At 40.9% G+C, this 12,167-nt stretch carries 10 protein-coding genes and 1 pseudogene; 5 read left to right on the forward strand and 6 right to left on the reverse strand.

The genetic code is table 11. The features are described from left to right. Positions 1–24 precede the first annotated feature (24 nt). Entirely contained in the window at positions 25–492 is a 468-nt protein-coding gene (locus tag LZZ98_RS05930) for a hemerythrin domain-containing protein (protein ID WP_237787061.1), read from the forward strand. 67 nt (positions 493–559) lie between these two features. On the opposite strand, the gene LZZ98_RS05935 is transcribed toward LZZ98_RS05930, so the two are convergent. The 3 genes and pseudogenes from LZZ98_RS05935 to serA all read right to left on the reverse strand — a co-directional run bounded on the left by LZZ98_RS05935 (position 560) and on the right by serA (position 3,867). After that, the gene (locus LZZ98_RS05935) at positions 560–1,426 is read right to left on the reverse strand and encodes an EamA family transporter (RefSeq protein WP_237787062.1); all 867 of its coding nucleotides are present in this window, start codon (positions 1,424–1,426) and stop codon (positions 560–562) included. A gap of 196 nt (positions 1,427–1,622) precedes the next feature. Beyond that, positions 1,623–2,524, reverse strand: a pseudogene (locus LZZ98_RS05940) (EamA family transporter). Positions 2,525–2,634: 110 nt separating this feature from the next. Beyond that, positions 2,635–3,867: a phosphoglycerate dehydrogenase gene (gene serA / locus LZZ98_RS05945; RefSeq protein ID WP_237787063.1), complete on the reverse strand. Its 1,233-nt coding sequence runs from the start codon at positions 3,865–3,867 to the stop codon at positions 2,635–2,637. 357 nt (positions 3,868–4,224) lie between these two features. On the opposite strand from serA, the gene LZZ98_RS05950 reads away from it, so the two are divergent. The 4 genes from LZZ98_RS05950 to craA all read left to right on the forward strand — a co-directional run bounded on the left by LZZ98_RS05950 (position 4,225) and on the right by craA (position 8,786). Then, positions 4,225–5,634 carry an FAD-binding oxidoreductase gene (locus LZZ98_RS05950; protein ID WP_237787064.1) on the forward strand — a complete coding sequence of 470 codons (1,410 nt, stop codon included), beginning with the start codon at positions 4,225–4,227 and terminating at the stop codon, positions 5,632–5,634. 111 nt (positions 5,635–5,745) lie between these two features. Next, a complete protein-coding gene (locus LZZ98_RS05955; RefSeq protein ID WP_237787065.1) occupies positions 5,746–6,123 on the forward strand; it encodes a hypothetical protein in 378 nt (125 codons plus the stop codon). 85 nt (positions 6,124–6,208) lie between these two features. Then, on the forward strand, positions 6,209–7,288 hold the full coding sequence (locus LZZ98_RS05960) for a hypothetical protein (RefSeq protein WP_237787066.1): 1,080 nt from the start codon (positions 6,209–6,211) through the stop codon (positions 7,286–7,288). Between the two features lie 268 nt (positions 7,289–7,556). Continuing rightward, positions 7,557–8,786 (forward strand): chloramphenicol efflux MFS transporter CraA, encoded by a 1,230-nt coding sequence (gene craA, locus LZZ98_RS05965; RefSeq protein ID WP_237787067.1) that lies wholly within the window; start codon positions 7,557–7,559, stop codon positions 8,784–8,786. A gap of 75 nt (positions 8,787–8,861) precedes the next feature. Here craA and LZZ98_RS05970 read toward each other — a convergent pair whose 3' ends face one another. The 3 genes from LZZ98_RS05970 to sodC all read right to left on the reverse strand — a co-directional run bounded on the left by LZZ98_RS05970 (position 8,862) and on the right by sodC (position 12,146). After that, entirely contained in the window at positions 8,862–9,158 is a 297-nt protein-coding gene (locus tag LZZ98_RS05970) for a DUF3817 domain-containing protein (RefSeq protein ID WP_237787151.1), read from the reverse strand. Positions 9,159–9,279: 121 nt separating this feature from the next. Next, complete coding sequence (gene yccS / locus LZZ98_RS05975) at positions 9,280–11,430, reverse strand: YccS family putative transporter (RefSeq protein WP_237787068.1); 2,151 nt, start codon at positions 11,428–11,430, stop codon at positions 9,280–9,282. A gap of 167 nt (positions 11,431–11,597) precedes the next feature. Continuing rightward, complete coding sequence (gene sodC / locus LZZ98_RS05980) at positions 11,598–12,146, reverse strand: superoxide dismutase [Cu-Zn] SodC (RefSeq protein ID WP_237787069.1); 549 nt, start codon at positions 12,144–12,146, stop codon at positions 11,598–11,600. Between the last annotated feature and the right edge of the window lie 21 nt (positions 12,147–12,167).

The following is a 12,167-nucleotide window of genomic DNA, read 5'->3' on the forward strand; positions in this document are numbered from 1 at the left end:
TGATAAAAACAGGAGAAAAATTACATGATGACCATTTTCGAAGCATTAAGGGAAAGTCATGAAATCCAGCGCGATCTGGCAGAAAAATTACTGCACACTTCTGGGGATTCACCAGAACGCCATGAGTTATTCAAACAACTAAAGAATGAATTATTTGCACATGAGACGGCTGAAGACCGTTATTTTTATATTCCACTCATGCTGACAGACTCTGGACTGAATATTACCCGTCATGCTTTGGCCGAACATCATGAAATGGATGAGATGATTGAAGAGCTGAGTGAAACCGATTTCAGCAATCCCGGCTGGATCGCGCTAGCCAAAAAGCTTTCTGAAAAGGTCCATCATCATTTGAAAGAGGAAGAACACGGCTTTTTTCAACAGGCTGGAAAAATTCTGGAAGAGGAACAGAAAACAGATTTAGCAGTGCAGTACAAGAATGAATATCAGCGTTATAAAGAAATGAAAAAAGATATGCTGGTAAAAAACTAAAATTTAAATTCAAAATTGCAGGATAAAAAAGATGGCGTTAGTGCCATCTTTTTTGAATTGAGTTATTTCAAGACTTGACTTTTTGGCGGGATCTGAACGTCACCCCAACCGATGCCAGCATGACACACAGCAGGGCAATCCACTGTAATATTCCTATTTTTTCTCCCAGCAAAAGCAGTCCCATAAGTGCAGCCAGAGCAGGAGAAAGACTGGATAATGTGCCGTAACTCAGCTTACTTAAATGTTTAAGTGCTTGCAGATCTAGTGCATAAGGAATGGCGGTTGCCAATACTGCAATTGCCAAGGCCTTGCCCCAATATTGGGTTTCAACTAATGCCGCTGCATTGTGGTAGAGTCCAATCGGTAATAGCGTCAATGCAGATAAACTGATGGCAATGGTCAGGGCATGCATGCCAATATTCTGCTGCACCACCTTTTGGCCAAAATAAATATAAAATGCCCAGCATAGTCCCGCCGCTAAGGCACATGCAGCACCGATCAGTGAAAATTGTTCACTTTGAGCCTGTCCCCACGGTACCATCAGGGCAATACCTAAAATGGCAAGTCCGACCCAAAGATAATCACTACGGCGCTGGATAGACAGTAAGGCCAAGCCCAAAGGCCCGATAAACTCCAAACCGACAGCAATGCCTTGAGGCAGTTTCCCCAAAGACATATAGAACAGGATATTCATGAATCCAAGTGCCGCGCTATAACACAATAAGTCCCGCCATTTTAAGAAGGACAGACGCTTTAAGATGTGCCATGAACGGAACATGATGCAGACAATGACCGAGGCAAAACCCAAGCGCAAAATAGTAACAGTCAGGGGATCAAGTACCATAAACAGCTGTTTGGCGAAAGATGCACTAATTTGATAGGACACCATCGACAGCAGCATAAACAGCACGGCAATCATTTGGGATTTGGGCATGGCACATACAAGAACTACAGCGGTAGTGGTAGTTCATATGAAAAAGGGGCCTGCATTATAACGAAAATCGTTTGAATTTTGAGGTATGCCATTCGCAGACTAAAATTTAAATTCAAAATTTTTCAATCTTTAAAATGCAAGTTGCTGAAGTCGATCAGTTTTGAATTCAAATCAAAAGAGAAAAATAAACAGTGCTCTAGCTGCTTGCAACGGCTTTTTTCGCTCGCTGCGTGGTAAAGGTACAGCCAATCGAGGCGGTGATAATGGTGGCTAAAGCCAGCCACTGATTCCAAAGCAGCTGTTCGCCTAAAAATATAAAACCTGAAAGTGCCGCAATGGCAGGTTCCACACTCATTAAAGTACCAAAACTTAAGGCGCTTAAATTGCGTAAGGCAATCATCTCTAAACTAAACTAAACTAAACTAAACTAAAGGGCAAGGCACTCGCGAGCACAGCCAAAGCCATAAAGTACATCAGACTGCTTGGCGCGAAAGTATGGGCAGGCATACCCGAGAACAGCGCAATGGGCATTAATAGCAGCATGCCAATAAACATCCCTAAGCACACGGTATGATTACCTGAAACACCTGAAGGTTTTTGACCTGACACAATATACAGTGCCCAACATGCACCGGCAGCCAAGGCAAAGAAAATCCCCAGTGGGTCTAAAGACTGGGCAGCCTGAGCAAAAGGAAACAGTAAAACCAATCCAAGTATGGCCAGCCCAACCCAGATGAAATCGTATTTTTGTCGTGCATGATATAAGGCAACGCTGAGTGGACCAATAAATTCAAAAGAAACGGCAATGCCAAGCGGAAGGCGATCAATCGACAGGTAAAACAGCATATTCATACCAGCCAGAGCAATGCCATAACTGATAATGGCAGACCATTTGACCTGCCGGAAATTAATCTGCCAGATTTTAAAAATTAGTGTCAGGATCAATGAACCTAGCAGTAAGCGCATTGCCGAAACAGTCAGGATGGGAAACTGTCCGAATAAATACTTGGCAAAAGAGCCACTGCTTTGAATGCTCATCATTGCGATAAGAAGAATCAGTGGCGCTTGGAGATGAGGTGCCATTTTAAAATTCGGCATAACTAAATTTGTTTCGATTTATCGAATAGCGGGAGAGGAGCAAAAAAGCTAAAGCTATAAAAATAAAAAAACCACAGCACGAATGCTGTGGTTTTTTTAATAAAATTGAATTAGAACAATACGCGAACGCGGATTGTACCTTCAACGTCTTGAAGTGTATCAAGCGCTTCTTTAGACGCAGTTGCGTCAACGTCCATCACCAAGTAACCAACGTCACCTTTAGTCATTAATGACTGACCAGAGATGTTGATGCCGTGTTCAGCAAACAGGTTGTTGATTTTAGACAATACACCCGGGATGTTTTTGTGGATGTGAAGTAAACGGTGTTTACCTTCAGTCAACGGCAACGCGATTTCCGGGAAGTTCACCGCAGATAAAGTCATACCCTTATCTGAGTAAGCAACAAATTTTTCTGCAACTTCCAAACCGATGTTAGCTTGCGCTTCCATGGTTGAACCACCCACGTGAGGAGTCAAGATCACGTTGTCCAAGCCACGAAGTGGAGAAACAAATTCTTCACCGTTTGCTTTAGGTTCTTTAGGGAATACGTCAACTGCAGCACCTGCAATGTGACCAGACTTGATCGCATCAGCAAGATCTTCAATGATCACACAAGTACCACGTGCAGCATTGATGAAGATCGAACCTTCTTTCATTTGTGCAAACTGGTCTTTGCCAAAGAAGTTACGCGTAGATGGAACGTCTGGAACGTGTAGAGATACAACGTCTGCATTGGCAAGAAGTTCACCCATTGAACCCACTTGACGTGCATTACCCATAGGAAGTTTGGTTACAGCATCATAATAAATGACGTGCATACCCATGCTTTCAGCAAGTACTGAAAGTTGCGAACCAATTGAGCCGTAACCAACGATACCTAAAGTTTTACCACGAGTTTCAAACGAACCTGCTGCAGATTTGTTCCAGCCACCACGGTGAGTAGAAGCAGATTTAGCAGGTACGCCACGAAGCAAAAGAATTGCTTCAGCAAGTACAAGTTCAGCAACTGAACGGGTATTTGAATACGGTGCGTTAAATACTGGAATACCACGAACCATCGCAGCATCAAGATTTACCTGATTGGTACCGATACAAAAACAGCCAACAGCGATCAGCTTGTTGGCTGCTTCAAATACTTCGTCAGTCAGTTGAGTACGTGAACGAATACCGATGAAGTGGGCATCTTTTACCGCTTCTTTCAACGCTTCACCCTCAAGCGCAGTTTTACGGTAATCGATGTTGGTGTATCCAGCAGCATTTAATGTGTCGATTGCGTTTTGATGAACGCCTTCTAACAACAAGAAACGAATTTTATCTTTAGGCAGTGAAAGATGTTGGCTCATTACGGCTCCGCTACAAAGGCCAAATTTAGTCGCGATATGATAACATACGAGAAGGGTCTATAGACATTTCCTTTTATGACACAGACGATAGGTATTTTTGCCATACATATGCCGTGAACGACAAATTTTGGTCTAACTAAGGTTGTAATTTTTAAGGCTAGATTGTCAAAATGCTTATTTCCTCGGGGTTTCAGTGGAAAATGCCTTATAATGTCGGGCAGTGAAATCGATCACAGTGCTGCTGCTGGTTTTATGTTCACGCCCGGTTCAAGATGACATTTTCTTGTGAATCTTTTTACAAATGAATGCTCTATAGACCATCCACCACTTGTATATTTCTTGCTAGGTTTGCAAACGATGAATGCTCCAGTCGCTTTAACACCTGAGTTATTAACCCAATTGACAGCTATTGTGGGTGAAAACCGCATTAAAACAGATGCGGATAGCCTGCAAAATTGGGGTCGGGACCACACTAAACATTTCGATCCAAACCCGTCGGTCATCGTTTTTCCATCTAGCACGGAACAAGTGCAACAGATTGTAAAACTTGCCAACCAGTTTAATGTGGCAATTACGCCGTCTGGTGGTCGTACCGGTTTATCTGCGGGTGCGGTTGCAGCCAATGGTGAAATTGTCATTAGCATGGACAAGATGAACCAGATTCTTGAGTTCTTCCCTGCAGACCGTATGGTACGTGTACAAGCCGGTGTAGTGACTGAACAATTGCAAAACTATGCTGAAGAACAGGGTATGTATTACCCGGTAGATTTTGCATCTTCAGGTTCTTCACAAATTGGCGGTAACATTGGTACCAATGCTGGCGGTATTAAAGTGATTAAATACGGCATGACCCGTAACTGGGTGCTTGGTCTGACTGTTGTGACAGGTAAAGGTGACATCCTTCGTCTGAACAAGGGCATGATCAAGAATGCAACCGGTTATGCGCTTCAACACTTATTCATTGGTGGTGAAGGGACTTTAGGTTTGGTGACTGAAGCTGAAATCAAGCTTGAGCGTCAACCGCATGACTTACAAGTGATGGTTTTAGGCGTACCAGACTTTGATGCGATTATGCCGGTACTTCACGCATTCCAGAACAAAATTGATTTAACTGCATTCGAATTCTTTGGTGAATTGGCCATGCAGAAAGTACTGGACAATGGTCATGTACAACGTCCATTTGAAACGGCTTGTCCTTTCTATGTGTTGCTTGAGTTTGAAGCGCCATTTGAACCGATCATGGATGCGGCGATGGAAATCTTCGAGCATTGCATGGAACAGGGTTGGGTACTTGATGGCGTGATGAGTCAAAACCTGGATCAAGTGCATAGCTTATGGCGTTTGCGTGAAGATATCTCTGAATCAATCGCACCATTCACACCATACAAAAACGATATTTCAGTACTGATTACTCACGTGCCTGCATTCATCAAAGAAATTGATGCCATTGTTGCTGAAAACTACCCAGACTTTGAAATTTGCTGGTTCGGTCATATTGGTGACGGTAACTTGCACTTGAATATCTTGAAACCTGCTGACCTAAGTAAAGACGAATTCTTTGCCAAATGTCAGGTAGTGAACAAATATGTATTCGAAACTGTGAAAAAATATGACGGTTCGATTTCTGCGGAACACGGTGTTGGTATGACCAAAAAACCTTACCTCAACTACACCCGTTCTGAAGAAGAAATTGGCTACATGAAAGCCTTGAAACAGGTATTCGATCCAAATGGTATTATGAATCCGGGTAAATTATTCGATTTGTAATATTTAACCTGTAAGTTCTATGCGCCGATGACTACATAACTGTTATCGAGTATGAAAAAAAGGCATGGCATCATAGATGCAATGTCTTTTTTTTATGGGGGAAATTTCCCAATGTTACGTCTACTCTCTGCCTCAGTCATTTGTTTAGGGTTAATGTCGGGCTGTGCAACGACACAAAAATTAGCTTCTAAAGTGAATCTTGGTTCATCCGGTACGCCATTACAACAAGTCTTGAAAGAAAGACCTGATTTGCGTAAGGACTCCGCAACGGTTGAGATTCGTCAATATTTTAACAGTGCCGAGTCACCAACAGCTGCACAGGTAAAAGTAACTGAAACAGGTTTAAAGGATGATTCTGTTCGTTCGATTCGTACCACGTACAGTTTTAAAAATGTAGATGGTGACTGGAAGAAAACAGGTACGCAAGCTGAGTATCAATGTATGCGTAGCAAAAACACCAAGTCTTTTCAAAAAGCTAAATGCTCTTAATAAATATTTGATTTATGGTTGAAAATTAGGCTGTTGTGCCTCATAAAAAGCGTATCGATTGATGCGCTTTTTGTAAGGGACTTAAATGCAAGAAAAAATGGAGTTATTTAATTACTTTTCTAATGTGAAAAATTTGCTAAGTGACCTTGTTTCAAAAATTAGTGAAGAACAAATTAAAGAAGAATATCCATATCTTGATGAATTAAAGAGACAAATTGAAAAAGACGAATTCAAGGAACAAGATTCTTTCTTTTTTTCCCATCATGATGTTTTTAAAAAATTTAATAATTCTTTAGATTTGTACTTAAAATCAACTTCAAAGAATCATTTATTAGATGCTGATCAAAATGCCCAAGTAGTTTTGATATGCTTTAGTAAATATAAAAATGAATCTAATTTAAATATCTTATTAAGAGATAAAAATGATGATTTGGATTTTTCACTTGCAAAAATACAATATTACAAAATAAAAAATGATCTAAAGCTGTTGCAAGAAAATATTAACAATATTCAATTACAGCAAGAAAAAATTGATATATTAAATAATGATTTATTGAATAGTAGGGGTTTGGCATTAAAAATTGTTGAAGAATTAAAATCTAAAAATCAAGTGTATAGCCAATTAATTGATCAAGATAGTAATATTGAAATTAAGAAATTATATGAAAGTATTTATGATCAAGAAATTAAGTTAGCGAATCAATATAGAAATTGGGCATTATTAATTTTCGCTGTGATAGGGGCATTTCTATTATTTGGATTCTTAAATTTATCAATTCAAAATTGGAATCATTTGAGAGATAGCTCCTATATTCATATTCCTTTTGGCTGGGACAGTTTATTAAAAACGTTGATGCTTTTTAGCTTAACAACACCTGCTTGGTATTTAACTCGAGAATCTTCTAAGCATCGAAAAGTAGCTTATAAAGCGAAAATGCTAGGTACTGAACTTGCTTCATTCCCTTTATATGCACGTGAGTTTAAAGATGAAGATCGACTTGAATTACGTAAAAGTCTTGCTGATCGCTTCTTCGGACAGGAGCTTTATAATGGTTCATCAAATACCAAAAATACGAATGATGTTTCAATTGAGCAAATTAAGTTAATAGCCGAAGCAAATAAAGTTTTGGCAGAATCTCTGAAAATTAAGCAAAATCTCAGTTGAATTTTAAAGCCTGATCGACGCTTTAGACTGCCTCTGTTAAACTACACCTACTCAACCAAGTAGGTGTATTTGTTTGAGTATCCATCTTTGAAATCTAATTGTTTTATGAATGAAACATGATTTAAAAATCATTGTCTTAACCTTTTATTGCTTTATATATTTTTCAAAATTTAATTTAAATACTCAATGCTTGTCATTGGGCGAATACTGATCTCCCTGAAAAACAGTGTTTAGCCCCCTACAAGCCTAAAATATATGTAGAAAAACAATGCAAAACGTTCAAACCGCCACCTTAAACCGTGCCACGCTTATGTTCCCATTGGCATTGGTTCTGTTTGAATTTTCCGTCTATATCGGCAATGACTTGGTTCAGCCAGCCATGCTCGCCATTGCCAAAGACTTTGGCGTAAGCAGTTCATGGGCACCATCTTCCATGTCGTTTTATCTGCTCGGTGGGGCATGTGTGGCATGGTTACTCGGCCCATTGTCCGACCGTTTGGGACGTAAAAAAGTGCTGCTTGCAGGCGTATTGTTCTTTGTACTGTGCTGTTTACTGATTCTATTAACGAAAAATATTGAAAGCTTTTTAGCACTGCGCTTTTTACAGGGGATTGGCTTAACGGTCATTTCTGCAGTCGGTTATGCCGCGATTCAGGAAACATTTGAAGAACGTGATGCCATTAAAGTCATGGCATTGATGGCAAACATTTCCTTGCTTGCACCGTTACTCGGCCCTGTGATTGGTGCATTCCTGATTGATCATGTGTCATGGCATTGGGGTTTTATTGGTATTGCTTTGTTGGCCTTTTTAAGCTGGTTTGGACTTAAAGCCAAAATGCCGGATACAAAGGTGAGCATTCCAAAACAGCCGCTCAGTTATATTTGGGATGACTTTAAACAGGTCTATAAAAACAAACGTTTTTTAGCCATGACGCTGGCATTGCCGATGGTTAGCATGCCTTTAATGCTGTGGATTGCACTGTCACCGGTCATGCTGGTGGAAGAACTGGGTTTTAGCAGCATGCAATATGGCTTGGCACAGTTTCCGGTATTGGGTGGATTGATTGTCGGTAATGTGGTGCTGATTAAAATTATCGACAAACTGGCTTTGGGGAAATCGGTGTTGATCGGCTTGCCGATTATGTTACTCGGAACCGTGGTTTTAATGGCTGGGGTGATTTGGCAGGATTATCTGATCTGGTGCTTAATTGCAGGCATGACTTTAATCAGTTTTGGTGAAGGCATCAGTTTTTCCGTGCTGTACCGCTTTGCGCTAATGTCATCGGAAGTTTCTAAAGGCACAGTTGCGGCAGCGGTATCGATGCTGTTGATGTTCGGCTTCTTTATTATTATTGAACTGGTTCGAGTGATGTATGAGCAATATCATTATTTGGCATATAGTGTGGCGTGTTTTATTTTAATCGCGCTATGGTTTAGTTTCCCGCGAGTGACGCTTAAGCAGATTTTAAAAGAACGTAAACAGAGTGGCGCGTTTTAAACATTGAGGCCACACCGTCCTCTGCTTCAAAAGTGCAGCAGAGGAGGAATGCACTTGAACTTAAAGAAATAGTTTTTATTCAGCAATTGGCTGTTCAACAGCCTTCAACTTGCGATCAAAAACAAAAGTGCCGAACGGTAAAATGGATGCAATTAAACCCAGAATAAACATGTAAATCGACCATTTCTGTTTTTCGCAAACGGTAAATAAAACAATCAAGAACAGGATAAACAGTACGCCGTGCCCCATACCGACATATTTCACCAAGATTGGATTATCCAGCATATATTTCATCGGCATCGCGATGAAAAGAAGCAACAGAAAGGAAATACCTTCTAAAAGACCGACAATACGTAAAGTTTGGATATTCATGGTCATGCTTAAATCAATGAGAATGAACCCTGAGTGTACTTAATATTACTGCAGCAGTGAATCGAAACTTGATGTATTTATAAAATATATCAAATACTTATAACCAAGCATTTAGCTTGGATTATTTTATTTCCTGCACCCATAACGTCGTTCTTAGATTTAACAGTTCAGGTAGTGTTTCGAGTAATAAGCTAATCTGTTTCAGTACCAGTAATAAATCTTCAGACAGATTTTCCTGTGTACTCATCTGTTTAATTTCTTGAAGTTTATCTTGGATTTTATCTGTATCTAAAGGCTGCTGCTGTAACAGCACGGCGAATAAGGTGTCTTTACACCACAACATTAAATCCAGTACCTGAGTATCCTGAACCTGCTCACGATGGCTGCCCAAAGCAGAAACATAACTGAGCTGGCTGTGGCTATAGACCAGATAGCGAAAGGCGGAATGAATCAACACATGGTTGGGATTGGGTTCAGTACTTAAGCTGGAAATCATGCTCGATAATTCAATCTGCGCATTGTGTGCGGTACGACGGGCCCGACGATAATTCAGACTGTTATTTTTACCGAATTGGTATTGCTTCACCACCGCATCAAAATAGTCCAAAGTGGCCTGATTGCTCTTTTTGATGGTGCTGGAAATATTACGGAAGTTCCAGTCCGGCCAGATAAAGCTGACTGCAAACCAGGCAATCAGACAGCCTAAAAGGGTATCAATAATGCGTGGCAAAATAATGGCATAACCTGCACCTTTTAAGTTGAAAATCAGCAGCACCATTAAGGTTGCCATCAGCGTCGCCATGGCATATTTTTTGGAACGTAAATAGAAAAAATACACCCCTGAAATAATGGTCAGTACCAGTTGACCTTCGATACTCGGTACAAAATATAATATTGGAATGCCGAGCAGCACTCCTAAAACTGTACCTAAAGTCCGCAGTTTTAAACGGCTTTTGGTGGCAAAATAACTGATCTGGCAGACAAATAAACTAGTCAGTAAAATCCAGTAGCCATTTTTGGCAAAAGGTAATAAAGAGATGGCATAGCCGACCGCAAATACAAAGGCAATCCGTACGGCATGTCTGAACAGGGCAGAGTTCGGTGTCAGGTGCTGTTTCAGCTTGAGCCATAAATCCTGCACATCGTGAATATCATCATCCAGCAGGTTTAAATTTTCCTGATGCTGTAAATAATTCTGACGGTAATTGTTTTGTTCATGACTTAAGTTAATAAATTGTTCCTGGATTTTTTTCAGGTTACGCAAAATCAGCAGCAGGTTTTTTACTTCCAGATTCTGCGGATTTTCTTCAATCCATAAATTAATCGAGTTTTCTAAATTGGCAATCGCAATATCTGTATCTGGATTGGATTGATAGCTTTGATGGTTGAGAATATCGTGCGCCAGTTTCTGACACGATAAAGCATGCAGTTTTACATTCTTTTGAATCCGAAAAATCAGGTCGGTACGGCTAAAGTTTTTATGAATATTTTCGTAATGCAGATAGTTTGATGTTGCTTGCTCATGAATGTCTTGCGCCAGAAAATACAGATTCAGCCAGTAAATGGTATTTTTATTGGCACGCGAGGCTTTTAAACGGGTGAGTAAAGATGCCTTGGTAGTATTCAGGCTTTGCACCACTTCACTGTTTTTTAAGGAAAGCTCATACAGCAGCGGTTCAATATTGTCGGTATTATCGGGATCAAACAGGCGGGCTTTGGCCAGCAGTAATGCGGCAATGGCATTGAAATTGGCGGCTAAATTGTCTTGTACCGCCTGCGTGGGCTTGAGTAAATAAAAGATGATGGAGCTCAGGCCATACCAGACTGCACCCAGCACAAAATAGCTTGGCTGCTGATACCATTCGCTGTATTCGCCCAGTCCAAACATGGTGTAAATGGATAATAAAATGGTGCCGAAAGAAATGGTGGCATAACGCTGTCCCAGCGCACCCATTAAAATAAAGCCAGCACTAGATAAGGATAAATACAGAATAAAAAGCAGTTTATAAGGATAGAGAAATTCGAGAATACTGCTGACGCCAAAAAACAGCATGCAGACATAGACCAGATTACGCAGACGGATACTTAAACGGTCATCAAAATCGGTCAGGGCAGTGGCAATAGCCCCTAAAGTAACGGGCACAATCAAGGCTTCATAGCCTAAAAAAAGCAGGCCTAGAGTGGTTCCGCTAAGAACAATAAAAATTTGCAGACAATAGATTAAAGTGGAATTGGATTTAAAGCGTTGAAGTAAGTCTTTCAGGCTATGCACGATGTTCTAAAGATCAATTTTTTGTATAGATATAGCCTGAGCTTTTTTGGCTGCTGTGTCAATTTATGATCGTTAGCGTGGTTTTATTTAATCTTTTATTTTTAAGGCTATGACGAAAAAAAGCAGACATTCAGCCTGCTTTTTCATTGTATGGTTTTGTGGGCAATTTATTGAATCACACCACAGGCAATTCGGTCTCCGCCACCGCCTAGAGGTTTAGGTTGATCGGCATAGTTGTCACCACCGGCATGGATCATAATTGCCAAACCTTGAACATCAGCCAGTTTTAAACGTGGCGCAACCAGCTGCTCGGTGGATTTGCCTGCAGCATCAACGGTGAGCAGGGGTAAATCACCCAGATGGCCAGTGAGTGGCGTACCGTGATGTGGTGCATGATTGGGGTTGAAATGACCGCCAGCGGCAATGGCTGCGCCCATTTTTCCATCTTTTTCCGCTGGACCGCAGAAACCTTTTTCATGAATATGAAAGCCGTGAGGACCGGGTGGCAGATTGCGTAAATGGGTATTGAGAACCAAGCCATCCGGACTATCGAGCAATTCTACCGTTCCGATAGTCTCACCTACGCCTTGGGCTGTGACCGCATTGACCGTTACGCGTTGACCTTTATGTTCATCTGTTGGCATGTGGCCAGCACATCCGGCCAAAAATATTGCACCCAGTATGGCAAGTGCAGCGTGCTTAAATCGTATTTTCATGACTCAAAGCATCCTATCTTT

The sequence above is a fragment of the Acinetobacter sp. SM34 genome, from assembly GCF_022012365.1.
Lineage (GTDB): Bacteria > Pseudomonadota > Gammaproteobacteria > Pseudomonadales > Moraxellaceae > Acinetobacter.